The organism is Rhodococcus sp. NPDC003382, assembly GCF_053589135.1.
On sequence record NZ_JBSFRH010000030.1, the window covers coordinates 15,834 to 32,931 of the forward strand.

The 17,098-nt window shown below is 69.2% G+C and carries 17 protein-coding genes; 10 read left to right on the plus strand and 7 right to left on the minus strand.

Features of this window, described 5'->3' with window-relative positions; translation table 11 throughout:
- The first annotated feature begins 156 nt into the window (after nucleotides 1–156).
- The 4 genes from ACWDUD_RS19905 (at nucleotide 157) to cydC (ending at nucleotide 6,211) form a co-directional block, all read left to right on the plus strand.
- A complete protein-coding gene (locus tag ACWDUD_RS19905; protein WP_197253251.1) occupies nucleotides 157–1,650 on the plus strand; it encodes a cytochrome ubiquinol oxidase subunit I in 1,494 nt (497 codons plus the stop codon).
- A gap of 12 nt (nucleotides 1,651–1,662) precedes the next feature.
- Nucleotides 1,663–2,706 carry a cytochrome d ubiquinol oxidase subunit II gene (cydB, locus tag ACWDUD_RS19910; RefSeq protein WP_197253249.1) on the plus strand — a complete coding sequence of 348 codons (1,044 nt, stop codon included), beginning with the start codon at nucleotides 1,663–1,665 and terminating at the stop codon, nucleotides 2,704–2,706.
- The gene (cydD, locus tag ACWDUD_RS19915) at nucleotides 2,703–4,412 is read left to right on the plus strand and encodes a thiol reductant ABC exporter subunit CydD (protein ID WP_450110378.1); all 1,710 of its coding nucleotides are present in this window, start codon (nucleotides 2,703–2,705) and stop codon (nucleotides 4,410–4,412) included. The genes cydB and cydD overlap by 4 nt, the downstream gene beginning before the upstream one ends.
- Before the next feature lie 119 nt (nucleotides 4,413–4,531).
- Nucleotides 4,532–6,211 carry a thiol reductant ABC exporter subunit CydC gene (gene cydC, locus ACWDUD_RS19920; protein WP_450110379.1) on the plus strand — a complete coding sequence of 560 codons (1,680 nt, stop codon included), beginning with the start codon at nucleotides 4,532–4,534 and terminating at the stop codon, nucleotides 6,209–6,211.
- A 332-nt stretch (nucleotides 6,212–6,543) separates the two neighbouring features.
- Here cydC and ACWDUD_RS19925 read toward each other — a convergent pair whose 3' ends face one another.
- Nucleotides 6,544–7,218: an FABP family protein gene (locus ACWDUD_RS19925; protein ID WP_450110380.1), complete on the minus strand. Its 675-nt coding sequence runs from the start codon at nucleotides 7,216–7,218 to the stop codon at nucleotides 6,544–6,546.
- 228 nt (nucleotides 7,219–7,446) lie between these two features.
- On the opposite strand from ACWDUD_RS19925, the gene ACWDUD_RS19930 reads away from it, so the two are divergent.
- Nucleotides 7,447–8,712 carry a cutinase family protein gene (locus ACWDUD_RS19930; protein WP_450110381.1) on the plus strand — a complete coding sequence of 422 codons (1,266 nt, stop codon included), beginning with the start codon at nucleotides 7,447–7,449 and terminating at the stop codon, nucleotides 8,710–8,712.
- A gap of 65 nt (nucleotides 8,713–8,777) precedes the next feature.
- Here ACWDUD_RS19930 and ACWDUD_RS19935 read toward each other — a convergent pair whose 3' ends face one another.
- The 6 genes from ACWDUD_RS19935 to ACWDUD_RS19960 all read right to left on the minus strand — a co-directional run bounded on the left by ACWDUD_RS19935 (nucleotide 8,778) and on the right by ACWDUD_RS19960 (nucleotide 11,919).
- Nucleotides 8,778–9,083: a DUF1416 domain-containing protein gene (locus ACWDUD_RS19935; protein WP_197253243.1), complete on the minus strand. Its 306-nt coding sequence runs from the start codon at nucleotides 9,081–9,083 to the stop codon at nucleotides 8,778–8,780.
- A 5-nt stretch (nucleotides 9,084–9,088) separates the two neighbouring features.
- Complete coding sequence (locus ACWDUD_RS19940; RefSeq protein ID WP_450110382.1) at nucleotides 9,089–9,922, minus strand: sulfurtransferase; 834 nt, start codon at nucleotides 9,920–9,922, stop codon at nucleotides 9,089–9,091.
- Nucleotides 9,923–9,966: 44 nt separating this feature from the next.
- Nucleotides 9,967–10,434 carry a DUF4395 domain-containing protein gene (locus tag ACWDUD_RS19945; RefSeq protein WP_450110383.1) on the minus strand — a complete coding sequence of 156 codons (468 nt, stop codon included), beginning with the start codon at nucleotides 10,432–10,434 and terminating at the stop codon, nucleotides 9,967–9,969.
- Between the two features lie 138 nt (nucleotides 10,435–10,572).
- Entirely contained in the window at nucleotides 10,573–10,704 is a 132-nt protein-coding gene (locus tag ACWDUD_RS19950) for a putative leader peptide (RefSeq protein WP_450110384.1), read from the minus strand.
- On the minus strand, nucleotides 10,679–11,143 hold the full coding sequence (locus ACWDUD_RS19955) for a thioredoxin family protein (protein ID WP_450110385.1): 465 nt from the start codon (nucleotides 11,141–11,143) through the stop codon (nucleotides 10,679–10,681). The genes ACWDUD_RS19950 and ACWDUD_RS19955 overlap by 26 nt, the downstream gene beginning before the upstream one ends.
- Nucleotides 11,140–11,919, minus strand: coding sequence for an LmeA family phospholipid-binding protein (locus ACWDUD_RS19960; protein WP_450110386.1), 780 nt, complete (start codon nucleotides 11,917–11,919; stop codon nucleotides 11,140–11,142). Before ACWDUD_RS19960 ends, ACWDUD_RS19955 begins: the two co-directional genes overlap by 4 nt.
- Before the next feature lie 132 nt (nucleotides 11,920–12,051).
- On the opposite strand from ACWDUD_RS19960, the gene ACWDUD_RS19965 reads away from it, so the two are divergent.
- The 5 genes from ACWDUD_RS19965 (at nucleotide 12,052) to pstA (ending at nucleotide 17,063) form a co-directional block, all read left to right on the plus strand.
- Complete coding sequence (locus ACWDUD_RS19965; protein WP_420753073.1) at nucleotides 12,052–12,786, plus strand: winged helix-turn-helix transcriptional regulator; 735 nt, start codon at nucleotides 12,052–12,054, stop codon at nucleotides 12,784–12,786.
- Between the two features lie 10 nt (nucleotides 12,787–12,796).
- Entirely contained in the window at nucleotides 12,797–13,708 is a 912-nt protein-coding gene (gene mshD, locus ACWDUD_RS19970) for a mycothiol synthase (protein ID WP_450110387.1), read from the plus strand.
- Between the two features lie 207 nt (nucleotides 13,709–13,915).
- A complete protein-coding gene (gene pstS, locus ACWDUD_RS19975; protein WP_450110388.1) occupies nucleotides 13,916–15,034 on the plus strand; it encodes a phosphate ABC transporter substrate-binding protein PstS in 1,119 nt (372 codons plus the stop codon).
- A 61-nt stretch (nucleotides 15,035–15,095) separates the two neighbouring features.
- Complete coding sequence (pstC, locus tag ACWDUD_RS19980) at nucleotides 15,096–16,148, plus strand: phosphate ABC transporter permease subunit PstC (protein ID WP_450110389.1); 1,053 nt, start codon at nucleotides 15,096–15,098, stop codon at nucleotides 16,146–16,148.
- 3 nt (nucleotides 16,149–16,151) lie between these two features.
- Nucleotides 16,152–17,063: a phosphate ABC transporter permease PstA gene (gene pstA / locus ACWDUD_RS19985; protein ID WP_450110390.1), complete on the plus strand. Its 912-nt coding sequence runs from the start codon at nucleotides 16,152–16,154 to the stop codon at nucleotides 17,061–17,063.
- Nucleotides 17,064–17,098 lie beyond the last annotated feature (35 nt).

The window sequence follows — 17,098 nt, forward strand, 5'->3', positions numbered from 1 at the left end:
GTGTCCGTATCCGGGGCAAATAGCTACTACAGTTCGTAGTAACACCGGATCGTCCTCGCGCGCGTCGCGGGGCCGATACGTTGTGCACTGAATTCGGGTGTGTCTGCCCACAGCCCGGATTCGGCGATTGTTCCTGGGCGTCACCACGGAGTTGCCATGGATGTGTTGGACCTGTCCCGGTGGCAGTTCGGCATCACCACCGTCTATCACTTCATCCTCGTCCCGCTGACCATCGGCCTCGCGCCGATGATCGCGATCATGCAGACGATGTGGGTGGTCACGAAGAAGGACCACTGGTATCGGCTGACCAAGTTCTTCGGCAAGCTGTTCCTCATCAACTTCGCACTCGGTGTCGCCACCGGCATCGTCCAGGAGTTCCAGTTCGGCATGAACTGGAGCGAGTACTCCCGGTTCGTCGGTGACGTCTTCGGTGCGCCGCTGGCCCTCGAAGGCCTCGTCGCGTTCTTCCTCGAGTCCACGTTCCTCGGCCTGTGGATCTTCGGGTGGACCCGGCTGCCGAAACTGCTTCACCTCGCGACGATCTGGCTGGTCGCGATCGGCGTGAACGCGTCGGCGTTCTTCATCATCTCCGCGAACTCGTTCATGCAGCACCCCGTCGGCGCGATCTACAATCCGGAGACCGGGCGCGCCGAACTCACCAGCATCTGGACGCTCCTGACCAACAACACGGCCCTGGCCGCGTTCCCGCACGCCGTCGCCGGCGCCTTCCTCACCGCGGGCACCTTCGTGGCGGGCATCGCCGGTTGGTGGATGGTCCGGAACATGAGGCGCGCCAAGGACTCCGACGACGCCGTCGAGGCGGACCGGCTCGAGGGCGACGCGCGGGGCATCTTCCGTCCGGCCGCGCGGCTCGGCATGCTCGTGATGATGATCTCCGGCGTCGCCGTGATCCTCACCGGCGACGTCCAGGCCAAGCTGATGTTCGAGCAGCAGCCGATGAAGATGGCCTCCGCGGAATCGTTGTGCCACACCGAGGTCGACCCGAACTTCTCTGTTCTGACCATCGGCACGCACAACGACTGCGACGGCGTCACCCACCTCATCGAGGTTCCGTTCGTCCTGTCCTACCTCGCCGAGGGCGACTTCTCCGGCGTCGAACTGCAGGGTGTGCAGGATCTGCAGGAGCAGTACGAGGATCAGTTCGGTCCCGGCAACTACCGGCCCAACCTGTTCGTGACGTACTGGTCGTTCCGCGCCATGATCGGGCTCGGTGCGGGCTCGCTGGCCCTGGCGCTGGCGGGACTGTGGGTCACGCGCGGCGGCCGTGTCCCCGACCAGAAGTGGTTCGGGTGGCTCAGCGTCCTCGCGATCCCGACCCCGTTCCTGGCCAACAGCGCAGGCTGGATCTTCACCGAGATGGGACGCCAGCCCTGGGTCGTGCACCCCAACCCGACCGGTGTGGACATGATCCGGCTCACCGTCGACCAGGGCGTCTCCGACAATGCCGGTGCCACCGTCATCACGTCGCTGGTTGCGTTCACCCTCGTGTACGCCGCCCTGGGCGTGGTGTGGTTCTGGCTGATCCGCCGCTACACGATCGAAGGGCCCCTGCCGCACGACGCGCACCCGCCGGGCGAGCACGACGAACCCGACGACGGCCGGCCCAAGCAACTGTCCTTCGCGTACTAGGAGAGCACGATCATGGGACTTCAAGAGCTCTGGTTCGTCCTCATCGCGGTGCTGTTCACCGGATACTTCGTGCTCGAAGGCTTCGACTTCGGCGTCGGCATGCTCATGCCCGTCCTCGGACGGGGCGGGGACGAGGTCGCCGACACCCGGCGGCGCGTGCTGCTCAACACGATCGGGCCGGTGTGGGACGGCAACGAGGTGTGGCTGCTCACCGCCGGGGGTGCGCTCTTCGCGGCGTTCCCCGAGTGGTACGCGACGTTGTTCTCCGGGTTCTACCTGCCGCTGCTGCTGATCCTGCTCGCGCTCATCGTGCGGGTCTGCGCGATCGAGTACCGCGGCAAGATCGACGACCCGACCTGGCGTCGCCGCTGGGACCTCGGCATCATCGTCGGATCCTGGGTGCCGGCCGTCCTGTGGGGTGTGGCGTTCGCCAACATCGTCCGCGGCGTCGCGATCGACGAGGACAAGCAGTACGTCGGCGGGTTCTTCGCGCTGCTGAACCCGTACGCGCTGCTCGGTGGTGTCACCACGGCACTCGTGTTCGCCTTGCACGGCGCGGTGTTCCTCGCACTCAAGACCGGTGACGAGGTCCGCGGTGACGCGGTGAAACTCGCGCACCGCCTGTCGATTCCGACGGTCGTCGTGGCCGGCGCGTTCGTGCTGTGGACGCAACTGGCCTACGGCAAGACCTGGACGTGGATCCTCGTGGCGATCGCCGCGGCCGCGTTGCTCGCCGTCGTCGCACTCACCCGCGTCGAGCGGGAAGGCTGGGCGTTCGTGTTCACGACCGTCGCGATCGCGGGCACGATCGTGCTGCTCTTCGGCTCGCTGTTCCCGAACGTCATGCCGTCGACGCTGAACGAGGCGTGGTCGCTGACGATCGAGAACGCGTCGTCGAGCCCGTACACGCTGAAGATCATGACGTGGGCAGCCGTCCTCGTCACCCCGGTCGTCCTGATCTACCAGGGCTGGACGTACTGGGTCTTCCGCCAGCGCATCTCGACCCATCACATCCCGAAGTCGATCGGCCTGCCGATCGGAGCGGGCCGGTCGTGACCACCCCCGACGTCACCCCCGCGCACCGTCCCGATTCCGCGGAATCCGGCGGTGCGCGGGGGCGTCGTCGCCCGATCGATCCGCGACTGTGGCGCTATTCGGCGTCCGTCCGCGGATATCTCGTCCTGTCGGTCGTCGCCGCGCTGATCGACGTCGCGGCAATCGTGGTGTCCGCGTTGATGATCGGCCGGGTCCTCGCCGGGGTCATCACCACCGACGCTCGCGCCCTGGGGGACTGGCGCACCGATCTGATCGTGCTGGCCGCGGCGATCGCGGTGCGTGCCGTCACCACCTGGGTGCGCAGCCGTTACGCGCACCGTTCCGCGAGCCGGGTCGTCGCCGAACTCGAACACGAGGTACTCGCCGCGGCCGCGGCGACGCCGCCCCGCGACCTGGATCCGCGCCGCGACGAGATCGCCACGGTGCTCACCCGCGGACTCGGCGGCCTGACCGAATACCTCACCGGCTACGTGCCGGCGCTGCTGCTCGCGGTCGTGTCCACCCCGATCGTGCTCGTCGCCATCGCGACCCAGGACCTCACCTCCGCGATCGTCGTCGCCGTGACCCTGCCGCTCATCCCGGTGTTCATGATCCTCATCGGCCTGCTCACCAAGGGTCGCGCCGACCGCACCCTGCGCACGATGACCACCCTGTCCGCACAGTTGCTCGACCTGCTCGCGGGCCTGCCGACCCTGCGCGCGCTCGGTCGCGAGAAGGGACCCGCCGGCCGCGTCCGCGAACTCGGGGACGACCACCGCCGCGCCACCATGTCGGCGCTGCGGGTCGCGTTCCTGTCCGGTTCGGTGCTCGAATTCCTCGCGACCCTGTCGGTGGCGCTCGTCGCCGTCGGTATCGGGTTGCGTCTCGTCGTCGGCGGGATGCCGCTCGAGGCCGGGATCGTCGCGTTGATTCTCGCGCCCGAGGCGTATCTGCCTCTGCGTACCGTCGGCGCCAAGTTCCATGCCGCCGAGGACGGAATGGCCGCGGCGGAAAGGGCTTTCGCGATCCTCGACACCGCGTCCCCGGCTGCCGTCACGCCCGCGGGAGGACACGCACTCGACGCCCGCGGTCGCGACCTCGTGCTCGACGGCGTGTCCGTTGCGGGTCGCGACGGCTACGCCCCGCACGACCTCGACGCGGTGTGCCGCCCCGGCACGATCACCGTGCTCACCGGCGCCAACGGCGCCGGCAAGAGCACCGCGCTGCTCGCGATCCTCGGTCTCGCCGAACCCTCGTCCGGCCGCGTCCTGATCGGCGGCGACGAAGTGCGCGGCACGGACGCCTGGTGGTCGCAGGTCGCCTGGCTGCCGCAGCGGCCGGTCCTGCTGCCCGGGACCCTCGCCGACAATCTCGCGCTCACCGGCGTCGACGCCACCTCACCCGGTCTTGTAGATGTCTGTGCTGCAACAGGGTTCGACGAGGTGCTGGACGAACTCCCGGACGGATGGGACACCCGGGTCGGAGCCGGCGGAACCGGCCTGTCCCTCGGCCAGCGGCAACGTCTCGCGCTGACCCGCACCCTCGCGTCCCCGCGTCCGGTGCTGCTGCTCGACGAACCGACCGCACACCTCGACACCGCGACCGAGGCGACCGTCCTGGCCGCACTGCGCGAACGCGCGGACCGCGGCGCGACCGTCGTCGTCGTCGCGCACCGGCCCACCCTGCTCGCCGCCGCCGACACCGTCGTGGAGGTGACTGCCCGATGACCGAGCGACCCGGAGTTTCCGAGCGAACGTACCGTTCGTCTCCTTCAACCGAGCGAACGGTACATTCGCTCGGAAAAACAGGGGGTGGAAAAGCGGGGGGTGGCCGTCGTGGCCGCCCGATGGGCGACCTGCGCCGCGCGATGGCCCTGCTCGAACTCGAACCCCGCCGCGTTCTCGTCGCGGTCGCGGCCGGTGTCGCGACCCTCGGGGCCGCGCTGCTGCTGTCGGGACTCTCGGCCTGGCTCATCATCCGCGCCTGGCAGATGCCTCCCGTCCTCGACCTCACCGTCGCGGTCGTGGCCGTGCGTGCCCTCGGCATCTCGCGGGGCCTGTTCCGCTACTGCGAGCGCCTGGCCACCCACGACGTCGCGCTGCGCGGCACCACCGCCGCCCGCGCCGGGCTCTACCGTCGGCTCGCGGCGGGCGACCCCGCCGCATCCGCAGGCCTGCGCCGCGGCGACCTGCTCACCCGCACCGGCGCCGACGTGGACGCGCTGGGCGATGTGGTGGTGCGCGCGCTCGTGCCCATCACCGTCGCGATCGTGCTGTCCGCGGCCGCCGTCGTCGCGCTGGCCCTGATCTCGCTGCCCGCAGCGGCGATCCTCGCCGGCGCCCTGCTCGTCGCCGGGGTGCTGGCGCCGTGGCTGTCCGCGCGCGCCGCCGCCCGCGCCGAGGCCGACGGAGCCGACGCCCGCGCCCGGTTCGCGCAGGACGCCGTCACCGTCCTCGACCACGCCGCGGAATTGAGGGTCGCGGGGCGGCTCGACGCCACGGTCGGCCGGGCCGAGACGGAGAATGACGCGGTGGTCGCCGCGACCGACCGCGCCGCGGCGCCCGCCGCGTTCGCCGAGGCCGCGACCCCGCTCGCGATCGGTGCCGCCGTGCTCGGGTCGCTGCTCGTCGGCATCACAGCGTTCGCATCCGATCCGACCATGAGCCCGATGTCGCTGGGCATCCTCGTGCTGTTGCCGCTCGCCGCGTTCGAGGCGGCGGGCGCGTTGCCTGCCGCCGCGCTGACGTTGACCCGCGCCCGGATCGCGGCCGGCCGGATCACCGATCTGCTCGACCGCGCCGACCGGCCCGTCCCGCACGGAACACGCCCGATCGGCGGTCCCGGGCACCTGCGCGCCACCGGGCTGCGCAGTGGCTGGCCGGGTGGCCGGGCGTCGGCCGCGCTCGACCTGGACCTGCCCCCGGGCGCACGCGTCGCCATCGTCGGGGCCAGCGGCAGCGGTAAGACCAGCACGATCATGACGCTCGCCGGCCTGCTGCCCGCAGCCGCGGGGTCCGTCACCCTCGACGGCGTCGCGCTCGACGAGCTCGACCGGACCGAACTGCCGCGTCACGTCGGGTTTTTCGCCGAGGACGCCCACGTCTTCGAGACGTCGGTGCTCGAGAACCTGCGCGTGGCGCGCGGCGACGTCGACGAGAACGACGCGACGGCCGCGCTCGAGGCGGTCGGGCTGGGGGAGTGGGTCTCGGGGCTGCCGGACGGGCTGCACACGACCCTCGAGGGCGGGGCCCGCGCGCTGTCGGGTGGTCAGCGCCGACGACTCCTGCTGGCGCGGGCGCTGCTGTCACCGGCGAAAGTGCTGCTGCTCGACGAACCGACCGAGCATCTCGACGCCGACGACGGCGCGCACCTGCAGCGTCTGCTGTTGGACCGGGACGCCGGGCTGGTCGCCGCCGACCGCACGGTCGTCGTCGTCACCCACCAGCTGCCCGCCGGAACGGCCGCGGATCGGGTCGTCGAGGTCCCGGAGAGCATCCCCGAAAATAATCGATTGCCGACCCTCTGACCGAGGCGTACGTTCGTCCGTACACGAGGAAGGAGGTGGTCTGGACAATGAGTGAATGTCGGACACGTGAGGTGGCTGCCGGCTAGCCGCTGTCGCCGACGACGGTATTCACCGACCGCGCGCGCGGCTGGCGAATCCCAGGTAGTCACCCGGCCCCCGAGCCCCCGGTCTGTCCGGCCGGGACCTGTGAGGGAGTGGATGCGTCCGCCCTCGCCGGTATGGCTCGGGGGTCGCTCCGTGTCTACGGGCGGATCACGGTGTCGGGGGACAGCGATGTCGAGCGCGGGTCGGCGCTCGTTCAGCGGATGTGACCGCTCGGCAGATACGACCGCTCAGCCGATGTGACGCGACAGTCGCGCCGACAGGTGCGGCTTCAGGTCGCCGTCCGCGGTGATGCGTTCCTCGACGTACGCGAGGTCGCCGCCTTCGATGATTCCGTAGAGACGCTTGGCGCCGCCGACGACCTCACCGGACTGGCTGCGGATCACCACGTCCGTCGCGATCTCCCACGACGACTGGGTCAGGGCCGTTCCGTAGTAGAGCTCCACGACACCGGAGCTGTGGCTGATCAGCAGTTCGAGGGTTTCGGGATCCTCGCTGCCCACGGCATCCTGCCCGGCGACGCGCCAGTAGCCGCTCTCCCGGCGATCCGGGGCGGCGTACTCGCCGTTCTCGTCGAGTCTCCAGGACCGCGACTCCCACACGAGGTAGTCACCACCGTCGTGCGAGACGACGATCTGCTGGCCGAAGTGGTAGTCGTCGCCGGTCCGGGGATCGTTGCCCTCGCCCTCGCCGCGCCACACGCCGACCATGGGCAGCAGCGCCAGCAGCGCGGGATGCAGATCCGGCCCGAGCCGCAGGTTGGCGGTGTCCTCGGGCAGAGGCAGCCCCTGCAGGACCGGAACGTTCAGGTCCGCGGTCGCCTTGGCGCGCTCGATCGCGTCGGCGACGGCCTTGTCCCCGCTGCCGCGAACGACACCGGGGTTGTCACCGGGTTCGCTCGTCACGACTCGTCGGTGACCAGACGGTAGATGGTGTACAGCGTGAACCACGTGATGAGCAGCGCTGCAAGGACAAGCAGGACCTCGAAGAAAATGACCACGGGCACATCTTAGACCGCGGCCGTGAGGCACGAAAATCGGCCGTCGGCATCAGACCGTGCGGAGGCCCGGCTGGACGAATAAGGTACTTCCGATCCGGCAGCATCGGCCGGACACACGCATTTCGGAGGTCGCGTGCGCCCGTTTCGCACTACTGTTCTGTCCGCAGCGGCGCTCGCTGCCCTTTCCGTGCCCGTGCTCGCGCCCGTCGCCGCGGCGGCGCCGGGGAGCGGTTCGAGCCTGCCCGGCTCCGGTCCGGTGATCCATCCCGACAACGCGGCGCTCGACTGCCCGGACCTGCTGATCGTCGCCGTCTCGGGTGCCACGGATTCGACCGCCGACCGGAATCCGGTCGAGGAGGAAACCCGCCAGTTGTGGTCCAACTGGGTCGGCAACGTGACCGTCCCCGCGGGCGAGGCCAACAGCGCGGATCCCGGCTCGGTGGGATGGATGTACGTGCCCTATCCCTCCACCTACGGCCTCGGCCTGTTCGAGGACGTGCCCACCTACCAGGATTCGGTGGCCGCGGGGGTCGCGTCGACGAACCGCATCCTCGACGAGCAGAAGACTCGGTGCGGGGACAGCACGCGATTCGTGCTCGTCGGCTACAGCGTCGGTGGGGAGGTCGTCGAGCGCGTCACCCGGGAACTCGGGCATCGTCCCGCCGATGCCCACGTGAGCCCCGACGACGTCGCCGGGGTCGTTCTCATCGGCGACCCCTACCGGCCCGCCGGGGCCGATTCGTTCGGTGAGCCGGGCCCGGCCGGCGGCGGTTTCATGTCGTCCGAACCCGCCGACTACGGCGCCCTCGCCGACCGCGTCCGGTACTCCTGCCGCCCCTACGACATCGCGTGCGACGCCCCCGAGGACATCGCGATCCTCGAACTGGCGCTCGGCGTCCTCGGGCAGATGCGCTTCACCCTTGCGAACCCCCTGCAGACGATCACCGACGGTGAGCGGGTGATCTCCGCGATGGCGGCCCGCGCGGCCGCGCACATCGTCTCCGAGGAGGACTGGTGGCAGTCCGACGAATCGCTGCTCGACGTCCTGCGCACGGTCGCGGACCAGAGCCGCCGGGTGCCCGGCGAGGACCGCGGCCCCGAGCGGCTCCGGGAGCTGCTGGACTGGGCCATGGGCCCCGGAATGCCGGTCGTCCAGGAGAAGCTGCGCGCCGAGGGCGCCGGTTTCGTCGAGGACAACAGCGGCGTGGTCGATCTCGTCCTGAAGCCGTACATCTTCCTCGCGTTCTTCCAGCACATCGCGTACTGGAACAACAACCCCAACGACCCGTGGTACTGGGAGAGCGAGAAGATCGTCGACTGGATCAGTGAGCTTGCCCGCGCCGAGCGCGGGGACGAGCTCGCCCGCGCCGAGCGGGACCGGGATCCGGCCGGCAACTGACGCGAACCGAGCGAAGGGGCCCCGTTCCGATCCGGAACGGGGCCCCTTCGCTGTGTCGGTGCTTGTTACTTGGCGACGGTCACGTCGACGTTGTGCACACCGGCCGCGGTCGGGCTGATGGTGGAGTCGCCGTTGCCGACGCTCGAGAGTGCACGGACCTTCCAGGTGCCGGGCGCGGCGAAGAAGCGGAAGTCGCCGGTCGCGGAGGCGACGACCTCGGCGGTGAACTCATCGGTGCCGTCGAGCAGGCGCACGAATGCACCGCCGACGGGCTGGCCGTCTGCGTCGAGGACCCGGCCGGTGATGACCGTTTCCTTCTCGACGTCGACGCCGGCAGGCAGGCTCTGGCTCTGAACGGGTGCTCCGCACATGTTTCTTACGCTCCCAACTCGATCGGTGCGCCGACCAGCGAGCCGTACTCGACCCAGCTGCCGTCGTAGTTCTTGACGTTCTTCTTGCCGAGGATCTCCTGCAGCACGAACCAGGTGTGGCTCGAGCGCTCGCCGATGCGGCAGTAGGCGATGGTCTCCTTGGAGTCGTCGAATCCCTTGTCCGCGTACAGCTTTGCAAGGTCCTCGTCGGACTTGAAGGTGCCGTCCTCGTTGGCGGTGGTGCTCCACGGGATGTTGATGGCACCGGGGACGTGGCCGCGCTGCTGCGCCTGCTCCTGCGGGAGGTGCGCCGGCGCGAGGATCTTGCCGGAGTACTCGTCGGGGGAGCGCACGTCGACCAGGTTGGCCTTGCCGATCGCGGCGATCACGTCGTCGCGGAACGCGCGGATCGAGGTGTCCGGCGCGGCGGCCTTGTACTCGGTGGCCGGGCGGGTGACGGGCTCCTTCGACAGCTCACGACCGTCGAGCTCCCACTTCTTGCGGCCGCCGTCGATCAGCTTGATGTCCTGGTGGCCGTACAGCTTGAAGTACCAGTACGCGTAGGCCGCGAACCAGTTGTTGTTGCCGCCGTACAGCACGACGGTGTCGTCGTTGGCGACGCCCTTGGCGGACAGCAGCTCGGAGAACTGCTCCTGGTTCAGGAAGTCGCGGCGCACGCCGTCCTGCAGGTCCTTGCGCCAGTCGAGCTTGATCGCGCCGGGGATGTGGCCACCGTCGTAGGCGGTGGTGTCCTCGTCGACCTCGATGAAGACGGTCTTCGGCGCGTTGAGGTTCTGCTCGGCCCAGTCTGCAGAGACCAGGACGTCGGAGCGAGCCATGGATATTCCTTTCGGTGGTGACTGAGGAAGTCGGTGGGGGCGGGTCAGGCGGACGCGGGGCGCAGGCGCGTCACCAGCGGGTAGATCCGGCAGCCGAGGCACAGGCCGAACGCTGCGTTGAGCAGCGCGGCGAACAGTGCGAACCCGGTGGCGACGGATCCGACCACGACGGCTCCGGCGAGGAACCCGACGGTACCGACGGCGGCGAACACGAAACCGACGAACTGCGCGAAACGCAGCGGCGGCACGGGCTCGGTTTCGGTCGGTGCTCCCAGACGCGGCGCGATCAGCGTCGCGTAGAGCAGTCCGTACGGGCTACGGCGCGGGCCGAACACCGCCCCGAGTGCGAACACCAAGGTCTGTGCGGCGAGCAGTACGCCGGCTGCCGGGACGGAGAACGTCGCGACGATCAGCACGACGACGAGGACAGCGGTGGTGACCCAGGCGGCGAACCGGGGGCCGCGGACGTCGACCTGGTCGACGGTGCGGGATTGTGGAATTGGAACGGACATCGGAGTGCTCCTGCGGGATTCGAGGGCGCGCTCGTAGCGGGATCGAGGTGCCGGATGCGGTCGGTGGACCGCGGGGCGATCACATCGGGCGTGTGCTGGTGACGTACCGGAGGGTGATGGACGTCGAGGTCGAGGTGATCAGCAGGAACAACAACAGCCACCGAGGCGGCACAGATCGACTGCGCGGCGTCGGGTGAGCATCAGCTCTTGGCGGTAATGCACGTCAGGGAGTGTAGCGAAGTTCTCAGGAAAGCAAATCCCCAGGGGCACGCAACGGCACCAGGGCAGATGTCAGATCCGCCGCGGTCGGAACTCCCGAAACCCGGAACCGTTCGGTGCCGTCCGCGCCGAACAGGAACGTCGTCGGCAGCGACAGAACTCCCAATTTCTTTGCCAGCTCCGGATTTTCGTCGAGATCGACCTCGACGTCCCGGGGAATCGGCAGGCCGTCCTGCGTGGCCGCGAAATTGTCGACGACCTGCGTGACGACGCGGCGCACGGCGCTGCACGGGCCGCACCACGGTGCGGAGAAGTGCAGCACCACCGGTTCCGGGCCGTCACCGATTCCGAGCGCGGAGAGCAGCGGGTCGACGCCGGCCGTGTCCGATTCGGCGGCGACCTCGCGCACGGCGCCGGACCGCGACCGCAGGACCGTGCCCACCCCGAGGGCGGCGACGAGGACCACGAGAAGAACGATGATTCCGGTCACAGTCGCTGCACTTCCTCGAGGTCGATGACGGTATCGCGGGCTTCACCCTCGATGACGATCTGCGAGCCGCGCGCCTCCACCGACGTCGGATACACACCGAACGGCAGATCCTGCGGTTCGATCGTGGTGGTGAACAGACCGAGCACGACGGGCTTCAGCGGATCGGGCACCGTGAAGTCGGCGTTGCCCTCCGGTCCGAAGTACAGATCCGAGGCGACGATGCGGACGCTGTCGTCGTCGAGCAGCAGATCTGCCTGGACGCTCACCTGCGCGGTGACCGGACCGACCGGGACGGTGCCGGTGAGCACGACGCCGCCGGCGGTCGTCGGGCCGGACCCGCCGGAGCCTCCGGTGCCGTCCGATTTGCTGGCCGGCGGAGCGGAAATCTGCAGGTCAGGGATGTTGTAGAGGCGTCCCAGTTCGGTCGCGTCGATGCGGACACGCCCGTAGAGCAGGTCCACCGGCACCGACCGGATCGACCCGTCGAGCAGGTCCGCGGCCTGCGCGTGCGCACCGATCAGGTTCGCCTCGACGGTGATGTCGCCGAGCATGTCGCTGTGGACGCCCTGGGCGCGGATCTCGACGTTCTCGTAGTGGCCGTTGCGGGCCTGCTGCAGGAACGGGAAGCCGTGGATGGTCACCGCGGGATCGGCGGTCAGGGCGCCGCCCTCGCGCAAGGCACGCGAGACCCGGTACTCGGACCACGCCGCCGCGCCGAAATCGACGAGAAGGGCGAGTCCCAGGAGGACGACGAGGCCGAGGATCAGTTTCCGCACCAGACCATTGTTACCGACGCAACGACGCGCGCCATTCGGCTGCTTACACGGCGGTAACAAAAGGGGGGCTAATCTGTAGCGCGTCGTTCATACGTGAATGAGCGCCCTCGTGACACCAAGAATGGAGGCCCGGTGGAACTGCTCCTGCTGACCTCCGACCCCAACCCGGACGCGGTGTTGCCGTCGCTGGCGCTGCTGGCGCATTCCGTCCGGCCCGCGCCGACCGAAGTGTCGTCTCTGCTGGAGGCGGGTTCGGCGGACATCGCGATCGTCGATGCCCGCACCGACCTGGCCGCGGCCCGCGGACTGTGCCGACTGCTCGGCAGCACCGGCTCGGCGGTTCCCGTCGTCGCCGTGCTCACCGAAGGCGGTCTGGTGGCGGTCAACCCGGAATGGGGTCTCGACGACATCCTGCTCACCAGCACCGGGCCCGCCGAACTCGATGCGCGGCTGCGGCTGCTGCTCGGTCGTTCCGGTGGTGCGGTCGCGCCCGAGAACACCGGCAAGATCACGCTCGGTGAGCTGACCATCGACGAAGGCACCTACACCGCCCGGTTGCGCGGTCGCCCGCTCGACCTGACGTACAAGGAGTTCGAACTCCTCAAGTACCTCGCACAGCACGCCGGCAGGGTGTTCACCCGTGCCCAGTTGCTGCAGGAGGTGTGGGGATACGACTTCTTCGGCGGCACCCGCACCGTCGACGTCCACGTCCGGCGCCTGCGCGCCAAGCTGGGGCCGGAGTACGAGTCGCTGATCGGCACCGTCCGCAACGTCGGTTACAAGGCGGTGCGGCCCACGACCAAGTCCGGCAAGGGCGGCGTCCCCACCGTCGAGTTCGAGGACCCCGAGACCGAGTTCGCCGACTAACCTCGGCGGGATGGAATTCGACACTCGTCCGTCACCCGACGTCGCCGCCGCAGTACGCGCGGTCCTCGACCGCGCGACCGCCGCCGACGGCACCGCTCCCGTCTCGGAACAGGGCGTGCACTCGCTCGGCCGCGACGACGACACCCGTCACCTCGTCGTGCGTGCCGACGGTGAGGTCGCGGGCTGGGCGGTCCTCGTGCCCGGCCACGGCGAACACAGCGCGATGGCCGAGGTCGTCGTCGATCCCGCCCACCGCGGTCGCGGGCTCGGCACACAACTCGTCGAGGCCGCCCTGGCGGCCGGGGGTGCCGGTACCCGGGTCTGGGCTCACGGCGACCTGCCCGCGGCGCGCGCGGTCGCGGCCGGCCTCGGGCTTTCCGGAGTACGCGAACTGCTGCAGATGCGCCGCTCCCTCACCTCCCCGGAACTGCCCGGCGTCGAGGTCCCGGACGACCTGCTCGTGCGCACCTACCGCGGGCCCGAGGACGACGCCGAACTGCTGCGGGTCAACGCGGCCGCATTCGCGTGGCACCCGGAACAGGGCCGCTGGACCGAGACCGATGTCGCCGAACGCCGCGCCGAACCCTGGTTCGACCCGGCCGGGTTGTTCCTGGCGTTCGACCGCGCAGACCCCGAGCGACTGCTCGGCTTCCACTGGACGAAGGTGCACGCCGCCACCGACACCGAACCGGCACTCGGCGAGGTGTACGTGGTGGGCATCGACCCGCAGGCGCAGGGTCGCGGCCTCGGCCGGTTGCTGACGCTGGCGGGGCTGCAGTATCTGCGCGACCGCGGCCCGGGAACGGTCCTGCTGTACGTCGAGGGCGACAACACGGCGGCGCTGAACACCTACGGCCGGCTCGGCTTCGACCGGTTCCACGTCGACGTCGCCTACGCGCGGGACACCGAGCCCACCTCGTGACCGCGTGACCGGTGTCACCGTCGTCGGTGAACGGACTGTGACGGACCCGATACACCCATCATGTGTTCGGTGCCGGTTAACCTTCCGTTCACCGACGGTCCCCTGATCGGCCACTGTCCGCCTCTAGCTTCGCTACGGGTCGAGCCACTCGGCCCGGCACCGGAACCGACCGGTGTCCGCCCGGTAGTGAATTCCGGAGGAGACAAGGTGAACTTCAAGCGCAGCGGCGCCCTGTTCGGCGCGCTGGCCGCAGGAGCCGTCACACTCGCCGCGTGCGGTACCGACGACAACTCCGCCGACGTCGACGTCGACGCATCCGCCTCGGCCGCGACGTGCGAGGGCAAGCCGACGCTGTCGGCCGCAGGGTCCTCCGCCCAGAAGAACGCCATGGACGCGTTCGTCTCCACCTACATCGCGGTGTGCTCGCAGAAGGACGCGAACGTCAACGTCGCGTACAACCCGTCCGGATCCGGTGACGGCCGCACCCAGTTCATCGCGAAGCAGATCGACTTCGCCGGCTCGGACTCCGCGATCAAGGGTGAGCAGGCTGCGCAGGCCGCCGAGCGGTGCGCCGGCAACCCGGCCTGGAACCTGCCGCTCGTGTTCGGCCCGGTCGCCATCGCCTACAACCTCGAGGGTGTCGACAACCTCGTGCTCGACGGACCCACCATCGCGAAGATCTTCGACGGTGGCATCACCAGGTGGAACGATCCGGCCATCGCCGCGCTGAACAACGGTGCGGCCCTGCCGGATTCGGCCATCGCCCCGATCGTCCGCTCCGATTCCTCGGGTACCACCGACAACTTCCAGCAGTACCTCGAAGCCGCTTCGGCCGGTGCCTGGACCACCGGCGCCGGCTCCGACTTCACCGGCGGTGTCGGCGAGGGCGCGAAGGGCTCCGCCGGTGTCGCGCAGGCCGTCGCGAGCACGCCGGGTGCGATCACCTACGTCGAGAGCTCCTTCGCCGAGCAGAACGGCCTCAGCATCGCGCAGATCGACAACGGTTCCGGCCCGGTCGAACTCACCGCGCAGACCGCCGGCAAGGCCATCGAGGGCGCCGCGTTCGCGAGCACCGGCGGCGGCGACCTCACCCTCGACCTGTCCTCGATCTACGGCAGCACCGAAGCCGGTGCGTACCCGCTGGTCCTCGCCACCTACGAGATCGTGTGCTCCGCCGGCTACGACGCCGACACGTCGGCCGCGGTCAAGTCGTTCCTCACGAGCGCCGCCAACGAGGGACAGGCGGGTCTGGCGGAACAGGGCTACGTCCCGCTGCCGGATTCGTTCAAGACCAAGCTGACCGAGTCCATCGACGCCATCGCCTGATCCGCTGCAGTGCAACGACCGCCCGGAACTATATTCATGCCTAGAGAGATTGCGAGCGCAGATGAGTGACGCGCCCACCACTTCGGCACCTCGCACCCCGATCCTCGATTCCGAGGGTGCGGGGGCGGGCGGACCGCACGGCAGCATCCCGGAGGCCACGATTACAGTTCCCGACCCCGGCCGCCGGAAACCGGTGAGCAGACCCGGCGACAGGATCTTCGGTTCGCTGGCCGCCGGGTCGGCCGTCCTGGTCTCGCTGATCATCGGCGCCATCGCCGTGTTCCTGGTGTGGCGGGCGGTCCCGGCACTGCAGCGCAACACCGCCAACTTCCTCACCAGCCGTGAGTGGGTCACGCAGGACATCGAGAAGATGGCCTTCGGAGTGCTCGACCTGTTCCAGGTCACGGTCCTGGTGTCGGTGTTCGCGCTGATTCTCGCGATGCCCGTGGCGCTGGGCATCGCCATCTTCCTGACCTCCTACTGCCCCGACCGGATCAGGCAACCCCTCGCGTACGTCATCGATCTGCTGGCCGCGGTGCCGTCGATCGTGTACGGCCTGTGGGGTCTGCTGGTGCTCGCGCCGGCCATCCGCCCGTTCGCGCAGTGGCTCAACGACAGCCTCGGCTGGTTCCCGTTGTTCGCGGACGGTTCCGGGTCCATCGTCGGCGGCGGGACCATCTTCACCGCCGGAATCGTCCTCGCCGTGATGATCCTGCCGACCATCGCCGCAGTCAGCCGCGAGGTGTTCGTGCAGACTCCGATCGCGCACATCGAGGCCGCGCTCGCGCTCGGCGCCACCCGCTGGGAGGTCGTGAAGACCACGGTCATCCCGTTCGGCAAGTCCGGTTACATCAGCGGATCGATGCTGGGCCTCGGCCGCGCGCTCGGCGAGACGATGGCCCTGTACATGATCCTGCGCACCACGTCGCAGGCGTTCTCGTGGTCGCTGTTCGACGCAGGCTCGACGATCGCCTCCAAGATCGCCCTCGGGTACGCCGAGTTCAACAACGACATCCAGGCCGGTGCCTACATCGCCGCGGGCCTGGTCCTGTTCGTGCTCACCTTCGTGGTCAACGCCGCGGCCCGCATGATCGTCGCCGGAAAGAGGAACTGACCGATGTCGACCACCGTTCTCGACGCCCCCGTCAAGGGGCCGACCTTCCGAGGTGTGGGAGTACGCCGGCGTCTGGCCGACTACACCGCGACCGTCCTCGTCACCCTCTCGGTGCTGGTCGCGCTGGTGCCGCTCGCGTGGGTGCTCGTCACCGTGATCGCGAAGGGCCTGCCCGCGCTGCTCTCCGCAACGTGGTTCACCCATTCGCTCAGCGGCCTGACCGCCTCGTCGACCGGCGGCGGCATCTACCACGCGCTCGTCGGCACACTCATGCAGGGACTGGTCTGCGCGCTCATCTCCATCCCGATCGGCGTGTTCGTCGCGATCTACCTCGTCGAGTACGCGGGCGATTCGAAACTCGCCCGGATCACCACGTTCATGGTGGACATCCTCAGCGGTGTTCCCTCGATCGTCGCGGCACTGTTCATCTACGCCCTGTGGATCACCACCTTCGGATTCCCGAAGTCGGCGCTGGCGGTGTCGCTGGCGCTGGTGCTGCTCATGGTGCCCGTCGTGGTGCGCAGCACCGAGGAGATGCTGCGCATCGTGCCGCAGGATCTGCGTGAAGCGTCGTACGCCCTCGGCGTCCCGAAGTGGAAGACGATCGCCCGCATCGTGCTGCCGACCGCGCTGCCCGGCATCATCACCGGCATCATGCTCGCGCTGGCCCGCGTCATGGGCGAGACCGCGCCGCTGCTGATCCTGGTCGGCTACGCACCCTTCATCAACTTCAACCTGTTCGGCGGTGAGATGGGCTCGCTGCCGGGCGTCATGGTCGCCGAGATGAACAACCCCACCGAAGCCGGTTCCATGCGCATCTGGGGCGCCGCCCTGACCCTCATCCTGGTCATCGCCGTGCTCAACATCGCCGCCAAGCTCATCGGCCGCTTCTCGCAGATCGGCACCTCGAAGTAGCCGGCCCGCCCGCCACCACTCGTCGAGTTCGAAAC